12 protein-coding genes and 1 pseudogene are annotated in these 18,333 nt (G+C 40.7%); 8 read left to right on the top strand and 5 right to left on the bottom strand.

Annotated elements, in window-relative coordinates:
- From ABJV04_RS13190 to ABJV04_RS13160, 7 genes and pseudogenes are all read left to right on the top strand, one after another.
- Window positions 1-2,052 (top strand): annotated as a pseudogene (locus tag ABJV04_RS13190) (hypothetical protein); the annotation flags it as partial.
- A 238-nt stretch (window positions 2,053-2,290) separates the two neighbouring features.
- Window positions 2,291-3,535, top strand: coding sequence for a TolC family protein (locus tag ABJV04_RS13185; RefSeq protein ID WP_348491987.1), 1,245 nt, complete (start codon window positions 2,291-2,293; stop codon window positions 3,533-3,535).
- A gap of 1 nt (window position 3,536) precedes the next feature.
- Window positions 3,537-5,771: a type I secretion system permease/ATPase gene (locus tag ABJV04_RS13180; RefSeq protein WP_348491986.1), complete on the top strand. Its 2,235-nt coding sequence runs from the start codon at window positions 3,537-3,539 to the stop codon at window positions 5,769-5,771.
- Window positions 5,772-5,773: 2 nt separating this feature from the next.
- Complete coding sequence (locus ABJV04_RS13175) at window positions 5,774-6,961, top strand: HlyD family efflux transporter periplasmic adaptor subunit (RefSeq protein ID WP_348491985.1); 1,188 nt, start codon at window positions 5,774-5,776, stop codon at window positions 6,959-6,961.
- 335 nt (window positions 6,962-7,296) lie between these two features.
- The gene (locus ABJV04_RS13170) at window positions 7,297-8,124 is read left to right on the top strand and encodes an EAL domain-containing protein (RefSeq protein WP_348491984.1); all 828 of its coding nucleotides are present in this window, start codon (window positions 7,297-7,299) and stop codon (window positions 8,122-8,124) included.
- Between the two features lie 100 nt (window positions 8,125-8,224).
- The gene (locus ABJV04_RS13165; RefSeq protein ID WP_348491983.1) at window positions 8,225-8,563 is read left to right on the top strand and encodes an Hpt domain-containing protein; all 339 of its coding nucleotides are present in this window, start codon (window positions 8,225-8,227) and stop codon (window positions 8,561-8,563) included.
- A 17-nt stretch (window positions 8,564-8,580) separates the two neighbouring features.
- Window positions 8,581-9,990: a sigma-54 dependent transcriptional regulator gene (locus ABJV04_RS13160; RefSeq protein WP_348491982.1), complete on the top strand. Its 1,410-nt coding sequence runs from the start codon at window positions 8,581-8,583 to the stop codon at window positions 9,988-9,990.
- A 108-nt stretch (window positions 9,991-10,098) separates the two neighbouring features.
- On the opposite strand, the gene ABJV04_RS13155 is transcribed toward ABJV04_RS13160, so the two are convergent.
- The 4 genes from ABJV04_RS13155 to ABJV04_RS13140 all read right to left on the bottom strand — a co-directional run bounded on the left by ABJV04_RS13155 (window position 10,099) and on the right by ABJV04_RS13140 (window position 16,002).
- Entirely contained in the window at window positions 10,099-10,926 is an 828-nt protein-coding gene (locus ABJV04_RS13155; protein ID WP_348491981.1) for a YeeE/YedE thiosulfate transporter family protein, read from the bottom strand.
- A gap of 244 nt (window positions 10,927-11,170) precedes the next feature.
- Complete coding sequence (locus ABJV04_RS13150; protein ID WP_348491980.1) at window positions 11,171-12,754, bottom strand: FMN-binding glutamate synthase family protein; 1,584 nt, start codon at window positions 12,752-12,754, stop codon at window positions 11,171-11,173.
- A gap of 232 nt (window positions 12,755-12,986) precedes the next feature.
- Window positions 12,987-14,228, bottom strand: coding sequence for a sodium:proton antiporter (locus ABJV04_RS13145; protein WP_348491979.1), 1,242 nt, complete (start codon window positions 14,226-14,228; stop codon window positions 12,987-12,989).
- Between the two features lie 505 nt (window positions 14,229-14,733).
- On the bottom strand, window positions 14,734-16,002 hold the full coding sequence (locus ABJV04_RS13140; protein WP_348491978.1) for an alpha/beta hydrolase: 1,269 nt from the start codon (window positions 16,000-16,002) through the stop codon (window positions 14,734-14,736).
- Window positions 16,003-16,178: 176 nt separating this feature from the next.
- Here ABJV04_RS13140 and ABJV04_RS13135 point away from each other — a divergent pair, with 176 nt between their 5' ends.
- Complete coding sequence (locus ABJV04_RS13135) at window positions 16,179-16,370, top strand: hypothetical protein (RefSeq protein ID WP_348491977.1); 192 nt, start codon at window positions 16,179-16,181, stop codon at window positions 16,368-16,370.
- Between the two features lie 76 nt (window positions 16,371-16,446).
- Here ABJV04_RS13135 and ABJV04_RS13130 read toward each other — a convergent pair whose 3' ends face one another.
- Window positions 16,447-17,967 (bottom strand): hypothetical protein, encoded by a 1,521-nt coding sequence (locus ABJV04_RS13130; protein WP_348491976.1) that lies wholly within the window; start codon window positions 17,965-17,967, stop codon window positions 16,447-16,449.
- Window positions 17,968-18,333: the final 366 nt, after the last annotated feature.

Genomic DNA, 18,333 nt, shown 5'->3' with positions numbered 1-18,333 from the left:
GAAGATAATACCAACCCTGCACCGTCGGTAGATGACTATGCAACTGCAGGGATCACAGGTGTCACTGACGATAATCTAACTGCAGTTAACGCCAAGCTGGATTCGGTAAATGGAGCCGATGCAGATACCCAAGCTGAAGTTCAAGCTTTAGTTGACCTACAAGCCCAAGAACAAGCAGAGGCCGAAGCTGCACTCGCTGCGACAAATGCTGCCCTAAGCAAAATCGCTGCTTATGCAGAAGATAACACCAACCCAGCGCCGTCGGTAGATGACTATGCAACTGCCGGTATCACAGGTGTCACCGACGATAACCTGGTTGCCGTTAACGCTAAACTGGATTCGGTAAATGGAGTCGATGCTGATACTCAAGCTGAAGTTCAAGCCTTAGTTGAGCTGCAAGCCCAAGAACAAGCGACCATAGACTCAGCAATGGACATAATTGCCGATTATGCAGCAGACAACTCTAACACTCCACCAACGGTTGATAATTACGCCTCAGCGGGAGTTATTGGTGTAAATGAAAGCAACCTAGCTATCGCAAATGAAAATATCGATGCTGTTGACCGACAAGATGCAGATACAACAGCAGAAGTGCAAGATATTATTGGAAGACCCACTACTTCTAACGTAAGTGCAACTGGTGCAGAAGATGCGTCGTCCATTGCAATCACCTTACAAGGCGAGGATTGGGACGGTTCAATAACAGAATTTATGCTAAGTAATTTGCCAGAAAATGGCTCGCTTTATTTCGACTCAGAACTCACCCAACTTGTTGAACCTGGCACAAATTATAACGCTGACAATAATCAGTTAAGTTTATATTTTGTCCCAGATGAGAATTGGAGTGGTGAAACCCAATTCGATTATGTAGCCAAAGATAACGATGGTAAAACAGATCCTAGTCCTGCTACCGCAACCATAACTGTTACAAATACCAATGATGCGCCAGAAGTCAGTGTCGGAAGCGGGGCATTATTAGGTCTAGCTGAAGTTGGTGCTTTAGGGATTATTAGCCTTGAGGACCAGGGGCTGTCTGCGTATGACGTGGATGGTAACCTGAATCAAGTCGTTGTTTCTGCCAATGCATTGGTTGGTGTCAACTTAACTGGCGTGATCACCGACCCACAGTGGGCTTGGTCAGAAAAATTAGCGCAAGAATTAGGCATAAATGCCCAAGGAACAACCTACGAAACAGGTTCACTACTTGACATTGCTAATATTGGTTATGTATCTACGGTAACGTTCACCTCTACAGATGGTGGAGATCTAGACAATGGTGCAATCAATGAACTATTAGCAACTGTCTATTATGATCCACTTAAAGTATTTGGTGTAAGTTTAGTCGATGTAGATCTACTCACCAATATCACCATAGAGGCAACTGACAGCTTCACTCCACCAGCAACCTCAACTGACAATAATGTAGGCTTACTTGGTGTTAGTGCGCTTGAAACCGACCCTACAACTAGACTGATTTATGAAGGAACAGACGAAAATAATACTTTGACAGGCAACGCTAACAATAACCGCTTATATGGATATGACGGTAATGACGTAATAGATGGTTTAGCCGGTAATGACCTGATACGTGGAGGTGAAGGGAACGATATAATCAACGGTGGAGAAGGTGATGATATTCTGATTGATGGTGTAGGTGCCGACCAAATATTTGGTGAGCAAGGTAATGACACCATTGAAATAGCTGACCTTGGTTTCGCTACTATTGATGGCGGGACTGGAGAAGACACCTTAGTTCTTGGCGGAGATGGGATTTTATTCGACGTAGCTGCCACTGAAGGTGCTATCAACAATATGGAAGTCATTGATATGAGAGGCAATGGTGCAAATGAGCTAATCCTTGATGAAGAGGCAATACTTAATATCACCGATGAAGACAACCTCATTATTATTGAGGGTGACACTGAAGACACTCTCAATATTAACGGCGCCACTCAGACTGATTCCATTGTCCTTAATGGCACTAGTTATGATGTTTATCAGCTCGGTTCATCAACCGTATATGCAGAGGCAGATATTATTACCGAAATTTAACCATAGCAAAGTAAAACAGTAAAAGTCGCGCTGGGGTTAAACATACCCAACGCGCTTTTCTATTTCGCGTTGCAAAATGCAACGCGAAATCATTTTACTTTTTTGCTGACGTTAAAAAATCACCTTACTTATTGTTATATAAGCAATATTTTTCATATTGCAGATTGGAACATGAATTGCTCCTGTAGTGACAGAGGTTTGCTTATGCAAATCAATGTAACTATTTAGGAGATTCATTGTGTTAAAAATCAAACAAGCCGTCATTATTGGTTGCGCCATGGCGTCTTTCACAATTTCTGCCAATACCATGTTTAGTTTGCAAGATGCCATTAATATTGCCATCGAACGTGATCATCGCGTTGTATCTGCACAAGCACAGATTGAATCAGCCGAAACAGAAATCAAAGGCGCTCAACGTGGTTATTACCCAAATATTCAAGCCAGTGCTGGTTCAGGGGATAATTTTGGTAGTAATTCATACGAAGTACGTGCTACCCAGATGCTGTATGACTGGGGAAAAGTAAAGCAGAGAGTCAATACCCGCACTGCTGAAGCAGAAATACAAATTCAACGTTATAAGTTAGCTGAAATCGAAGCTGCAATTAACGCCACTCAAGCTTATCTCGACATCAGTATCAATCAGCAATACGTCACGCTCTATCAAGCATTTCATAAAAACATTAGCTATGTTCATCAAATAGCGGAAGATCGATTCAACAGTTCTTATTCTGACAGTATTGAAACTGACAGAACCAAAATGGAAATCGCCCGAATTGAACAGGCCATCGCCTTGTATCAAGGGGAAATCGAAATTGCCAAACAAGACTTTAACGAGCTTATAGGCTTGTCTGCAGATAATCTTACACTGCAAACACCACCACTATTACCTTTAAATGCGCATATAAAACAACAACCTCAAGGTTTAAATAGCCTGATTGTAGAGGCTCCAGATTACCTACTAGCTTTAGCAGAAAGTAAAGTAGCACGATCCGATTTAGCCTTAAAAGAGGCTGAGCGCATGCCTAAAATCAACCTCGAGGCCAGCTGGGTAAGAAGAGAAATTGGTGGTCAATGGCAATCAGATTCAAGCGTTGGTATTCAAATACGTTACGACGGCTTAGATAATTGGTTTCAGCCTAAAACCGCCCGTAGCAAACTCAAATCCGCAGAATATAGCTCAAAAGCAATATACCGTGATCTCATTCGAGCGGCTCGTTCCATCAATCTTAAACAACCTAGCATTCAACAACGTATTGAATCATTAAAGACTCAAGCTCAATTGGCCCTGGTGGTGAAGTCTAGCTACCAACAACAGTTCCTCGCGGGCATGCGTGATCTGGAAGATTTACTCAGCATAGAACGCGAAATATTTGAAGCCAAACGACAAGCTATCGAGTTGAGTAACCAGTTAATCAGTGAGCAATATATGTTTGCTAGTCAATTGGGAATTTTGACCCAATTACTTAACAAAGCAGGAGCTTAATATGCCCATTGCCAATACTCAGCCCCAAGCAAAAGCACAGCCTAGGGTAAAAAGTGTGGCTCCTAATAGCGCTGCAAAAAAACAAACAGCAAGAACGAGAACGCACTCTGAAGCTGTTAGTGACCCCTTAATTGAAGGTCTTTCATGCTTACTTAAGTGTCTCGGCACAGCTGTAGACCCGCAACAGCTATCCTATGGTATCAAGTTGGAGAATGGTCGCCTAAAAGCTAAACAACTGCCTCAATTATTGCGTCGTCATCACTTCGACTCAAGATTAAAAGAGGCTCCCTTAAAGCGGATTACCGCCCCATTACTTCCATGTCTTTTATTACTAAAAGGTAATGAAACCTTAGTTCTGTTGGAGAGAAAAGCAGATAAATACCGATTGCTCAGTCCAGTTACTGGCGGTGAGTTAATACTTAGCTATGAAAAGTTAGCGCACCATTATACAGGTTGGAGCTTGTTTGCCCATGCACGTACTGCATCACTGCAAAGTGACAGTTATGCTCAAGAGAAACAAAAACATTGGTTCAAATCAAGATTATTAGGTCAATGGAAAGCCCTGACGCAGATATTTCTGGCATCCTTACTTGCCTCGGTGTTGGCCATTGCTAGTGCGTTATTCGCTATGCAAGTCTATGACAGAGTCGTGCCCACCTCGGCCTTTGGTACTCTTTGGGCACTAGCTATAGGGGTGTTACTGGCTGTCACTTTTGAGTTTTTACTCAGAACAACCAGAGGACAGATCATTGAAACCATGGGGAAGCGGCTAGACTTAAGTTTATCGCGACATATATTCCAACATGCAATCAATATACGCTTAGCCAATCGTCCCAACTCAATCGGAGCATTCGCCAGTCAGGTGCGGGACTTTGAAGCGGTGCGAGAGTTTTTTACCGCCAGCACACTAGGCGCTTTTGGTGACTTGCCGTTTGTACTGTTATTTTTGGGAATGACTGCTTACATAGGCGGCCCTATTGTGTTCATTCCCATCACTGCCATTTTATTGATGTTATTACCTGCCCTAATTTTACAACCTTGGTTAACAAAGCTGTCCCGCTCAAATGTAAGGGAATCGGCTGTAAAAAATGGGGTATTGCTCGAGGCCATTGATAATCTCGAAACCTTAAAGGCAACCCATGGAGAAGCTCGTTCTGAACAGCAATGGAAACAACTTTGTGAAGAACAAACCACCCGAGGTGTCAGTTTTAGACACACTTCCACTTGGCTAAGTAACTGGGCCTCAGCCACTCAACAATTGGCATCCATAGGCGTGATTATTGGTGGTGTCTACCTTATCGATAAAGGTGAATTAACTATAGGTTCATTGATAGCATGCTCGATACTCACAGCTCGTGCAATTGCTCCAACCTTGCAAATTAATGGTCTATTGTCCCGTTGGCAGCATGTCAAAGTCGCACTGGAAGGTCTCGAGCAGTTAATGAACCTACCCATTGAACGCCCTCTGAAACAACGCTTTGTACGCCTAATGAAAACCAAAGGGACCTATTGTTTAGAAAATGTGTGTTGGGCCTATGAGAAAAACAGCACCAAAGTCCTTAATTTGGATAAATTTACAGTTGAAGCCGGCGAACACGTTGCCTTACTTGGTGGTAATGGAGCGGGTAAATCTACCCTGCTAAAAATACTATCGGGTTTGTATTCCCCAACCCAAGGCGAAGTGATGTTTGACAACTTATCGTTAACGCAAATTGATCCCGTCGATAGACGTCGTGCAATTGGTTATCTTCCTCAGGATACCGCCCTGTTTCACGGAACCTTGCGCGACAACCTGTTGTTAAGTGGTGAAAATGTAGATGAGAATAAACTACTCGAAGCGATAGATATCGCTGGATTGGGAGACTTTGTTAGACATCATCCCATGGGATTAGACTTGCTGATCCAAAATAATAGCAGCTTATCTGGAGGTCAAAGGCAATCCATCGGCTTAGCTCGCCTAATCTTACAAGACCCACAAGTTGTGTTATTGGATGAACCAACCTCAGCATTAGATCAGCATACCGAAAATAATGTCATTGCCAAAATGGGCCCTTGGCTACAAGGACGCACGTTAATTTTGGCCACTCATAAACGCAATTTATTGAGCTGGGTTAACCGTGCAATAGTGCTAAAAAACGGCAAACGCATTATGGATGACAAACTTACAAATATAGTTTCAAACGGACAAAAACAACCAGCTAGTAAACCGTTCAATGTTAAAGCGAAAGGAGCATAAAAATGACAACACAGTTTAATTCCGAGCAATTACGTCGTGAACTAAATGAAGTAACAGCAAGTACGGAAAATCGCGGTGCTCCTTGGTTTTTATTGCTTTGTAGTGTGTTATTGAGCAGTTTTATTGGTTGGGCCTATTGGGCAGAAATCTCCGAAATCACTCGAGGGCAAGGAAAGGTAATCCCCTCTTCCCAGCAGCAAACCATTCAAAGTCTTGAAGGCGGAATTTTAAATCAATTGATGGTTAAGGAAGGTCAAATCGTAGAGGCTGGAGAAATACTACTCAAATTGGACGAAACACGCTTTAAAACGGCGTTTATGGAGTCTTTGAATCAATCACAAGCCTTGCAAGCAAGCATCGCTCGGTTAGAAGCTGAGACATTGGGTTTGGAAAAGGTTGTTTTTCCAGAAAATTTGCTAAGCCGCGTGGAATTAATTGATGCTGAAATTGAATTATTCAATGCCCGCCAACAACGCCTTGAAGCTTCCGAAAGTGCATTTTTGAATAAGATTAAAGCGACCAAAGAGCAATTATCTGTGGTGCAAGGTTTGGTTAAACGCCAAGCTGCTGGCGCACTTGAGGTGATGAAACTGAAAAGTGAGCTGGCTGATCAAAATGGCAAGTTAACAGAAATAAGAAATGCCTTTGAACAGGAAGCTTATGGCGAATTGGCTACCCAAAAAAGCGAACTAATTAGTTTACAACAAGTTATCGCTCAACGTCGTGATCAGCTAAATCGCACTAATATAGTGTCTCCGGTACGTGGCATCGTTAACAATATATCTATATCCACTGTAGGAGGGGTAATTGGTCCAGGTGATGAAATTATGCAAATTACTCCTTTAGAAGACCGTCTTGTATTCGAAACCAAAATCCGACCTCAAGACATTGCATTTATTGCTCCGAATATGGCAGCGACAGTTAAAATAAGTGCCTATGACTATGCAGTCTACGGTGGTTTGACTGGCACAGTAGAACGAATTAGTGCCGATACCATTATCGAAAACACCCCAAAAGGGGAAGCAAGCTATTACAAAGTGTTGATCAGCACCGAACAGAATTACATGTTAAAAGGCGAGAATAAATTACCGATAAAACCTGGTATGTTAGCTGAGATAGACATTCAAACCGAGCAACGCACGGTACTACAGTATCTTTTAAAACCGTTAAAACTACTTGAACTACGATAGCTAAATTTACCGTGAAATTAGTCAATTATTTTCTACTAAAACGGCAAAACAAAAACATGAAATTTTGTATTGCCGTTTTACGGCTATCCTAAAGTGCCTTTAGTACACTTAACCTAAATTATCTTAGTTCTCATAATGCAAATGCTTATAACTGATTGACAATATGCATCGCAATTTGCAAAACATTTTGAGTAAACTATCCAAGCAAAACAAATCGAATAATTTAACTCATATAAAACAATTGGTTACACGTATCTCTCAACACCCCCTTGTTGGCCTGTCATTTGCGTTAGTAACGTAAAATAAAATCAAACCCACTTTAACTGGAAACAAAAATGACTATCGATACCTGCGACAAAACTGTGGTAAATGCGCCCCAAGCCAGTTCTTCAACTAGGTTAGGAGATTTAACTCAGATCATTGACGATGCTATGAAAAATAGTTATTTTTCGATGGTTTACCAACCTTTACTTTCAATGCAAGGCTGCAAGTTAATTGGCTTTGAAGCTTTAATTCGCTGTCATTCTCCACAGTTTGGCTTTATTTCTCCAGACCAGTTCATTCCCCATGCCGAACAAAACGGGCAAATAATCGAACTAGGTAATTGGATCTTTAAAAGAGTATTACTGGATCTGAAAGGGTTTCTGCAGCATGGGTTAAAAGACATTGTTGTTTCTATCAATGTATCCGCGGTACAAATCGCAAATACCGATATATTTGAGGAAATTATGACATTAGTCGATCAATTAGAGATCCCTACTCGATGCATTAAACTCGAGCTAACTGAAACTGCCTTGATCAAAAACCCACAAACGATTGCCAAAGTGTTTAATGCGTTTCAACAAGAAGGCGTTCAGGTTTGGGTAGATGATTTTGGAACTGGGTTTGCTTCACTAAGCTTATTACGTGAATTCAAAATCAACGGCTTAAAAATAGATAGAAGCTTTGTAAACGGAATAGCAAGTTGTAATGAGGACTTTACTTTATGTAGTGCCATTATCGCCATGGCACAACGGCTTGGCATGCATATCGTTGCTGAGGGTATTGAAGATGAAACTCAGTTACAAATTCTAAGTCAATTAGGCTGTGACACCGCTCAAGGTTATTTATTAGGCCGTCCCGTTTCGTTTGAGGAGAACTTGCATCGTTGGGGAAATAGTTAAATTAACTTACCTTTTTTTAATTTAAGTTTAATCACGTAATTTATTAAATTATATAATAGTATTACAAGGTCGCTTTTAAATAGTAAAATTGGATTCATTCATGGTGGGCTTAATAGATCAAAGCGTTATCGAGCAAATGGCTGCCGATTTAGGTAACGAAACATGTGGCACATTAATTAACTTGTTTATTGACGAAATGACGACTCTAAACAACAAACTGAAAGTGGCTTTTGACCCTATCGACGACAAAACAATTGGTGATATTACTCACATTGTTAAAAACTCAGCTGCATTGTATGGCGCAATGTCTCTGGCAGAAAAGGCCAATGAAATAAATCACAAAATCACCATATTGAATCAGCCCATCACAACCTCTGATCATTTTATTTTGACGTTGATGGAAAACACTTTGTTGCAATATAAAGAAAAATATAATTAAAAATAACAGGAGTGGCCATGTCACAAAACGCCAACAAAAATTTGGTTTATATTGTAGAAGACAGTCTTTCGAGCGGCGCTCTATATAGCTCACAATTAGAAAGTGTCGGTTACGAAACGCGTCACTTTGTCGATGGTTATTCAGCTTTGGTGGCTATAAAAGAAAGAATGCCCAGTGTTATAATTCAGGATGTGTGTTTACCTGATATCAGTGGTCTAGAAGTACTCCAGTTTGTAAACAAACAAGAAAACCCTGCTCGAGTTATCATTATTACTTCCAATAGCTCCATCGAAGTTGCAGTTGATGCCATGCGTTTAGGTGGTTTTGACTTTATCGAAAAGCCGTTTACACGGGAACGCATGCTAACTTCGGTTAAAAACGCCATCAGCCAGGTTAAGTTAGAAAGTAACGTTGAAGAAGTCAAAAAGTCGTCGACGCAAACCGATAAACTAAACTTTATTGGTGAGTCTTTGGCTATGCAAACCGTTTTTCGTTTATTAGAAAGTGCTTCACGTAGTAAAGCATGCGTATTTGTTACTGGCGAAAGTGGCACAGGTAAAGAAGTATGCGCCCAATATTTACATCAAAGCAGCGCTCGTCAAAACGGACCAATTATCGCCATAAACTGTGCAGCTATTCCAAAAGACCTATTTGAATCTGAATTCTTTGGTCATGAAAAAGGCTCGTTTAGTGGCGCTCTATCTGATCGCAAAGGGGCTGTGGAAGTGGCCAATGGCGGCACCTTATTTCTCGATGAAATATGTGAAATGGACTTAAACTTACAAGCCAAGCTGTTGCGCTTTTTGCAAACTGGAACCTTTAATCGAGTTGGCAGCAGTCAAGTATTACAAAGTGATGTGCGGGTAGTTTGCGCAACCAATCGAAATCCTGCAGAGGAAGTGGGAGAGGGACGTTTCCGGGAAGATTTGTACTATCGCTTAAATGTTATTCCTGTGCAGTTACCAGCCCTTCGAGAGCGGGGTAACGATATAATGTTATTAGCAAATGCTATTCTAGTTGAAAAAAATCAAGCGAATAAAAAAGACTTTAAGCAGTTTTCACCCGAAGTACAAAACTTGTTTTTAAAATACGACTGGCCGGGCAATATCCGTGAATTGCAAAATGTTATTGAAAACATGGTAGTGGTTCAAACCGGTGAAAGTATTACCACCGAAATGTTGCCAGCTAGTTTTGGCAAAGTGGACAAAGTGCCAACTTTTTCAGCACAGACTCAGAACAATCTGCCAACCAATAACATTCAGGGTGATGCGACTAGTATAGTGCCCATGTGGTTGGTGGAGAAAAATACCATTGAACAGGCAATCAATATTTGTAACGGTAATATTCCGTTGGCAGCAGCCCATTTAGGAGTGAGTGCTTCAACCATTTATCGAAAAATGAAAAATTGGGATGGCGACAACCAATAGCAGTCATTGATAAGCCCCAGCTAAAGAACACGGCTCCATAATCACAGGTTCTAGCCGAATGAATTGGAGCGTGTTTAATTTACCGCGCAGGGTGAGCACTTTTCACCCTCACCCCCACTTAAAACATCTAATAATATAATGCCCAGCCCAAATACCCATTAACATACCTGCTACTGCACCAAAGCCAGAGGGAGAAAGAGTGGGTAATGCGAGCAATAGCTGAACACTATTCCCTCCCATGGCTATCGATGCGCCTACCCCCATTAATGTGCCAGCGAACAAATGTTCAGCCCAATGCTTGAAAGTTGAAGAAACAAAAATAAACCTTTTGCTACGCCATGCGGCCAAAAACATCCCCAGAAGCAAAGCGACAAAAAACAGGTATTGCTCTATGGAAGGCCAACTGTGTTGTTTGTCATCTATCAAGGCAAGACTTACCTGATGTAATAAAGCGCTTGCTGGCCATCGAGGCTGATACAAGTAAATAAAGCCAGAAAGAAGCCCTATTCCCATCATACCAAACCACAATTTCATTCTCTTTTTGTCGCCGATTAATGCCCAGCAAGCAATAACGAGCGTGACGACGATAAGCGGTAAATAACTAATTTTTCCTGGTAAAGAAGATTTGACTGCATCAGTATTCGCAGGCCAGTAAGCAAGAATAACCCACCCCAGTAACCAACCTAAAATGGTCGCAAACATTCTTGAGTCACCACGAGCCAACCGACTTAATGTGGAAATGCCACAGCTTTTATTTAGTGCCGCGCCTAGTCCAAATATAAGCCCACCTAGAACAAACCAGGCACTCAAGGAGTGTGTCCAAAAGTTAAATTTAACCGCAAAAAGATCAGAAAAATAAGCAGCAACCCAAGCCAGTACTCCACTAAAAAGGATAGCGAGTAAGAACTCTTTATTACCGGCCTTCCACTCATTCACTCCTCTAACCATACACAAGCCAGTTGTTTGAGCTAAATACCCTAGAAAACAAACACATATAAAAACGCCAACAAACAACATATATTGACCTATAGCATTATGCTGAATAACATTTAGTACCTATAAAACGCATAAAATGAGTGTTGATTCACTCATTTTTATACATGAATAACGCAAGCCAATAAGCTTAAAAAGAGATGATTAAGCGCTTTTTACTTATCGGCTTCAGGTAATCTTTCACAACCTACCAAGATGCAGCATTTGCTTGTGCCATATCATAACGCCAGTCTTCAGGTATATTACCTCCATCTAACAAACTGTTGGCTGTAATTGTAGGATAGAGCTGCTCATAGCTTTTAATGTTTACGCCTTCAACTCTACGATTTAGATGCTTAGGTTGAAGTTCATCGACACCATTTAAACCAGCAGCGCCCACCAGCTCAACCAAGTTTTTAATCGTTTCTCGTTGGAAGTTGGCAACACGTTGTGACTTATCGGTTACGTTAACCGCTCTATTTCGAGATGGATTTTGAGTGGCTATCCCTGTTGGACAGTTATCAGTATTACAAGTACGTGCATGGATACAACCCAATGAAAGCATCATGCCACGAGCCGAATTAACCGTATCAGCACCTAACGCCATCGCTCTTAAGATATGAAATGCCGAAAACATTTTACCAGAAGCAATAATGCGTATTTTATCTCTTACGCCAAAACCAATGAGCGCATTGTTAACAAAAATCAAACTATCTTTAATTGGTGTTCCCACAGAGTTTGTCATTTCAATTGGTGCCGCACCCGTTCCCCCTTCACCACCATCAACAGTGATAAAATCAGGGGTAATCCCCGTCTCTATCATCGCTTTACAAATACCTAAAAACTCATCATGGCGACCAATACAAAGTTTGAATCCTATAGGTTTACCATCGGATAATTCTCTTAACTTTTTAACAAACAACAATAACTCTGTTGGTGTTGAAAAAGCACTATGTGCTGGAGGTGAAACAACATCAGCTCCCATAGGAACATGACGAATAGCAGCTATTTCTTGCGTTAACTTAGCGGCAGGTAAAATACCACCGTGTCCGGGTTTAGCACCTTGTGATAGTTTAATTTCTATCATTTTCACAACATCATTGGCTGCGTTTTTCTTGAATGTTTCAGGATTAAAATTTCCTTCATCATTACGACACCCAAAATATCCCGTCCCTATTTGCCAGACAATGTCACCGCCGTGCTCTAAATGATAAGGGCTCATACTGCCCTCACCTGTGTTATGTGAAAAGCCCCCAAGTTTGGCGCCTCGATTAAGTGACATGATAGCGTTCTTGCTTAATGCGCCGTAACTCATCGCTGAAATATTCAGTAAAGCTGACATATAAGGTTTTTTACAATCAGGGCCACCAAATTTCACACGGGGAGCAAAATCAGTAAGATGTTTAGGTTGCATTGAATGGTTAACCCACTCATAACCGTCACGATTTACATCAAAAATAGTACCAAAAGGTCGAGTATCTCTGTCACCTTTAGCACGTTGATAAACTAAGGATCTGAATTCTCTTGGGATAGGAGTTCCACTCGTATCTGATTCAACAAAATATTGTTGAATTTCCGGTCGAACTGATTCTAATAAGTATCGAAAACGGCCAAACACTGGGTATAAACGACGAACAGAGTGTTTGGTTTGCAATATGTCATATAAGCCAATTAAGTTTATAGGGCCCAAGATAACAAAGGCCAGCAACCAGTTGGGGGATATCATGGATAGACCGAGAATGAATATAATCGAGGTAAACATGAATATGATAAAAATCTGACGTATAGTCATAAGGTAAGACTCCAATTTTTTATTTTTTTTATTTATTTCACGGCAACAAGACATGCCGTTAGATAATTAAATTTCATAATACAAAGAGTCTTTTTAGTTTCTATTCAATATTTAGTCACAACAGAAAGCGAATTCCACATACAAATCAGTAACATATAATTATAAATATTTTAGTCATTTAATTAGGCACTTTTTATATTTATCACTGCATATCTCAGTTCGGTTTAAGAGCCTAATCATTTTGCTTTTTCAGCTTGTCTAACTTTCTCGATTTAACTTTTAATAACTTAATTTTAGAACCGTACCAACTGGCAATAGGCGCAGCGGCAATACCGTGTATTAAAGTGCTCATCCATACTGCATTAATCGCAACTATTAATATTGAATGACCGTATTCACCTAAAATATCTTTAGAAATAATTAACGCAAAAAGTGCGGTTGCAAGCCCTCTTGGACCAAAAAACCCCATGAATACCTTGGTAAGTGTTCTTGTTTTTGTACCAAGCAATGAAAAATAAATAGCAAGAGGGCGAACAATAAATATGCTAACTAAAATGTAACCCGCGACCGGCAAGGTTAAATGGGTTAGTGCGGAAGGAAGAAGCCCGAGACCGATGATAACAAACGAGCTCCATATTAATATTTGCCCTTCACTTTCGGTAAACTGATAGATAAATCGGCAGTGGCCTTTTACAATATTTCCAAATGTTAGGCCAGCAACAAAGGCTGAAATAAATCCATTTCCACCGAGTAAAGTCGCCATCAAATAGGCTGTACCGGTAAGGGCTAAAACACCGATCCCTTCAAATACACTGGATGATACATTTTTCGATTCTGAATATAGAAATAAGCGCCCGCTCGACCAGCCCATAGCTACACCAACCAATATACCCACAACAATTTGACTGAAACCAAACAGTAGCCAAGATATTTCACTTTCTTCAGATCCGTTTTTCATTGCAACTAAGCTGGCAAAAAATAAAATGATAGGTAATGCGAGTCCATCATTTAAGCCACTTTCCACGGATAAGCTTTGTCGCTCGTTTGCAGGCACACTTTTATTGGTAACAACGGCTTGACCTAATGCAGCATCAGTGGGGGCTAAAATAGCGGCAATCAAAGCTAACATTGCCCAAGGCCACTGTGGGAAAAACAAATAAGCAAAGCCAGTACCAATCAAAATACTCAATGGCAGGCCTATCAATAACATTCGCAGTGGCCAAGAATTTTGTTTTTTTAGCCTACGTAAGTTTATTTGAGAGGCATCTAAAAAGAGTAAAACAACAAGTGATATTTCGGCGATTAAGTAAACGGTTTCATGGGCATCCCCGATGTGAATCAATCCAGATTGATACATCAGAAAGCCCATCCCCAAGAATACCATTGGTGCAGTGATAATAGTTGTAGATAGCTTTTTGGCTAACATAGCGTAAGCGCTAACTGAAAAAAGAAGAATGAGTAAACCTATTTCCATTGGAGGATCCTATTGGGCATGACAAGTAGTTTTGTAATAAATATCTAGATTGGCGCAGTTATTAATGAACAACATGCCTGATCCACACATTCGCTTGAATGTTTGCAGTTGGAGTATCTTCTATAACTTTTAGTTGGTTTTTAGTAGCGACTTCACTTGCACTTAAAAATGCTGCTGATGCGCCTAAGAATAAAGCGATAGTTGTTAATAAACAGATGAAATGGCCTCTACATTAACAATGTACTACAAGCAAAATCAGCGTCATCATTTAGTCAATAGACCCACACTAGTTATCAAAACTTTCAGATAGTTGGTTTAATCCAAAATTGCGTATAGATGTAAAACACCTCTAGCCCTGTTTTATAATAAAGGGTGACGTCCCTAAGCTTGAGGTAAGCAAGTTGATGGTAGATGACAGGTTATATTGGCAGGTGCAATGTTTTTCAAAGCTTGTCTTCGAAGCAGTTAATCGCCTTTTGCTTATAGTGATTTGTAGATAACAGACTTATTTCTCAATTAAATAATCAGAACCCAGTGACCAAAAGTTATTTTCGAGTCTTTTCAATGGTCGTTCTTTTGAACCCGGTTCGGCGTTGTATAAAATCAGGTTGATAAGGTCGGAACTCACTGCAGGATTACTATGAAAATAATCATGCCCAATAAAGCTACCCGACTTTGGTACTTTGATTAAGCTCACATTTCCCACTGAATTAAAGATATTACGCTCATTTATATTCACATCTTTGGTATTTAATCGACCAAAACTCAAGCTGTTGGTTAACCATTGGGAGATACCCAAGGCGCTATCTTCTTGGGATGTATAAATAGTAATTTTCCCAAAGGCTGGCCCAAATTGTTCAGCCATTAAGCGTTGTTTAATAATCCCAAAATCCAGATCGGGCGCGGCTAGTATGAGGTTTTCAATACGTAAATCTTTCCTAGGATTGCCACCGCTGGCTCTGTTTTCGATGATCAATTCCCGCAGAGTTGTGGTGACCACATCGGTGCCTCTACTGTGGGCAATAATATGAATATTTTCGATGTCAGGGTTTTTAAACAGTAATCGTAAGGTTTCTTTTAAATGGAAAATAGTAAATTGACCCGACTCTTTATCTGCAAAATAGGCAGTTACGCCTTTTGCTGCCGCTGGCCAAGAATACACAATAGGTACACCTTGTCGTTTCAGAAAATGCCAAATACCTGCAAGGGTAAATACAGACTCGTTAAAGGTATTATTAAACCCGTGAACAAACAAAATAACGTCTTTATTTTTACTTTGTTTTAAACGCTGGTTGATGTGGTTGTTAAGTTGGTTTTCATGAAAAGACTTTTGCTCTAGGATTTCCTCATCAATTTGAAGTCGATCGCCTACTCGTCTAAATTTATACGGTGATAAAGGAAAGCGCCCCTGTTCATCTACGTTTTCTAGCACATAAGTTAAATCAGCCGACCGCTTTTGTAGGTTACTTTGGACTAGTAATTCATCCCAGGGCAATAACTTATCTGCAAAATTTACTTTGGCAACACCATAGGCAATGGATGGCGAGCGACTCGCATCGTAAATAACCTCTTTATTGACAGAAGTACCACGGTCCGTGACATATATCAGCTCCATACTGGTTTCACGCAGAGCTTCGGGGACGTCACTTTCTGAATAAGGCGTATTGATAAACACATTCGGTGTGGGCATTAATTTTGGAGCGGAAGCACAGGCAGATATCAGCAGAACGAAAAAGGAAATAAAAACTGAGCGTTGAGCCCTGTGGTAAAACATAGTTATTCCTTTTTACACTTATTTCGGGAGTTTAGGAGGCCAATACAAAAAGTAATAACCAAGTGAGCAAAATATAACAGATTTCAAATCTGTGCCCCAACAGGTTTGTCGGAAATTTTTTGTTTGAGATTCAGGTCTTATATATCACTAAAAGATAAAGAGGCAGCGTGAACAATATGGAAATTAGAATTGGTTTACCTTGCGTGTATGAACAACTATGTTTCTGGTCTGGCGTGGGCATCGCAGTTTTATTTATCAGCATAATAGCAGCAATCATTATCTCGGTATGGCGAGACAAAATAAAACAACAGAAAAAACGCGAATTGCGGAAAAAGCAAAGACAAAAACGTCGACAAAAGAGTTCATAAAAATGCCTGTCTATCTTACTTTTCCCGCCTTCTTATACTATAGACTCGAGTTGGCCTATTAGTAACAGGTAATACATTACTGAATTACGCTATTTGTAAGCCTTATTAAGTTCTTTTCAAATTGCAAAACTTCTTTGCTTTTGCAGTCCATGGTTTTAATTGACTGCTCAAGACCAGCTAGGATATGCCCGCTCTTTTCCAGTGTGAAGAAGCTATCTAAAAAGTCGGCAAACTCACCACTGGCAGGGCCGCAGAACCTTTCACATAGTTCAACAAATTCAGGGTTTACACGATACACCTTGCCTATATTAATGCCGCCAGCACTACCCGCGTAGTTGCCCATTTGGTCTTGATAGTCGATCACACGAGTTGTGGTGCGGGTATCGACTACTTTGGTTCCTTCACGAAAACAAGCATCCTGACGATTGCCTGTGAGTTTAGCCTTACTTACCGCGAAGCGACTAAAGTCATAAATGTATTTGCTGATCAAAAGTGTTGGGAACTTCATCTTTACATCAACATTTTGGGCACCATTGAGTCCTGCCTCAGCGGCTAGGTTAAAAAATCGTTGAAGATCGGCAGTTCTCGCCTGTTTGGCATACTCAGTTTCCAATTGTTGATTTATTTGAGCAATCTTTTGAGTGTCGTAGCGATAGATAGCATCTAGATACACACCACCGAGCATTAAACAGTAAGGAGAGGAATCACAGGTTCCAAATACTCGCTGATTAATCTTCATGCGTGCATATGATTTAGCTTTTTTGCTCATATTATGTGACGTGATGGATAACGAGCCAACATAATTAAGACTAAACAGCATGGACTCCCACCGGTCAATTGAACCTCGTTCATAAAAATGTAGTTCTACAGCCATAAAACGTTTGCAGTGCTCCCGTACTCTTGGCAGCACCTCTTCACTAACAAATCCTTCAAATCCGATTTTATCATTCCCTTTATAATTGGCTTTAACCCATTCATCACGCTCATCTATGGTGCTATCGAACTCTGCATCAACGTGAGCTATAGAGCCGTAACAAAACGGATCATTGCGAGGATAGAGCAAGAAAGGACCGATTTGGCCAATGACTTTATCTACGCGGTCTAGCTGTTTTGGGGGTGTTAATGCGTTTATACCGTCCTCCCCGAGCGCGTTACGAGCTGCACTTGACGGGTAATACTGAGTGCGAGTGACGATGCCATCACGATAGCGAAATACAAAGCTATCAAAGTCGTAATATCCATAAGAATCTGACCAATCTTGCATAGACAGGCGAATGTTATAGTTCGTCCGAAAACCTTCCGCTCCAGAGCAGGTTTTTTCGATAGCAGGGATAACCTGTTGAAGCACAAATTGTTCGAGATTCGGTTTGAACAACTGTGTTCGTTGTTGGGGGCTGAGTTTATGCTCTACCCGCACAGGGATCGTTTTGGGAAAACTTCCTTTATATTCCAACTTACACCAACCAGACAACGAACCATTATCGTAAGGCATAAGTTTTAATTTATCAGTCTGGAGCAGAATGTGTTCAATAGCTTTGCTCTGGGCGGCAACGAATGAAGGAGATGACAGCAAAAAAAGTGAAATGACCGAGGCCATAATGAACTTTAGACTCCTGACAACGCTATGTCTTCCCAGAGCATACTTTTGTAGACTTTTTTGTGACCATGGCATGGTTAGCCTCCTTGAAGAATAAAGACTTCAGTTGGTATATAAGGAATAGCAGAAAACCCCTGATTGGTCTAGCCGCGTACGGTTCAAGCTTCAAATGACAATGAGTAAAACGCGATGGCAAATAAATATTGGATGCAATTATGCTTTGAGCAAGAAGAACACTTTGGTGGACTATTAATTCATATATGTTTGTTCGAAATTGCGAACCGACTTGCATGGACAGCCACAAACTAGGGGCAGGATATGTTTTAACGTTTGAAGCTAATTTTAGTGTGGCTACTGGACAAACAG

It is taken from the genome of Aliiglaciecola sp. (assembly GCF_039982535.1).
GTDB lineage: Bacteria > Pseudomonadota > Gammaproteobacteria > Enterobacterales > Alteromonadaceae > Aliiglaciecola.
Note: the sequence above shows the minus strand (reverse complement) of the source record. Positions and strands in the feature narration are given on the sequence as shown.

Excerpts from the sequence above, each read along its gene's own strand:
- ABJV04_RS13170 (WP_348491984.1), top strand. The coding sequence starts at position 7,297 with ATGACTATCGATACCTGCGACAAAACTGTGGTAAATGCGCCCCAAGCC.
- ABJV04_RS13140 (WP_348491978.1), bottom strand. The coding sequence starts at position 16,002 with ATGTTTTACCACAGGGCTCAACGCTCAGTTTTTATTTCCTTTTTCGTT.
- ABJV04_RS13135 (WP_348491977.1), top strand. The coding sequence starts at position 16,179 with ATGGAAATTAGAATTGGTTTACCTTGCGTGTATGAACAACTATGTTTC.
- ABJV04_RS13150 (WP_348491980.1), bottom strand. The coding sequence starts at position 12,754 with ATGACTATACGTCAGATTTTTATCATATTCATGTTTACCTCGATTATA.
- ABJV04_RS13165 (WP_348491983.1), top strand. The coding sequence starts at position 8,225 with ATGGTGGGCTTAATAGATCAAAGCGTTATCGAGCAAATGGCTGCCGAT.
- ABJV04_RS13175 (WP_348491985.1), top strand. The coding sequence starts at position 5,774 with ATGACAACACAGTTTAATTCCGAGCAATTACGTCGTGAACTAAATGAA.
- ABJV04_RS13180 (WP_348491986.1), top strand. The coding sequence starts at position 3,537 with ATGCCCATTGCCAATACTCAGCCCCAAGCAAAAGCACAGCCTAGGGTA.
- ABJV04_RS13160 (WP_348491982.1), top strand. The coding sequence starts at position 8,581 with ATGTCACAAAACGCCAACAAAAATTTGGTTTATATTGTAGAAGACAGT.
- ABJV04_RS13130 (WP_348491976.1), bottom strand. The coding sequence starts at position 17,967 with ATGGCCTCGGTCATTTCACTTTTTTTGCTGTCATCTCCTTCATTCGTT.
- ABJV04_RS13145 (WP_348491979.1), bottom strand. The coding sequence starts at position 14,228 with ATGGAAATAGGTTTACTCATTCTTCTTTTTTCAGTTAGCGCTTACGCT.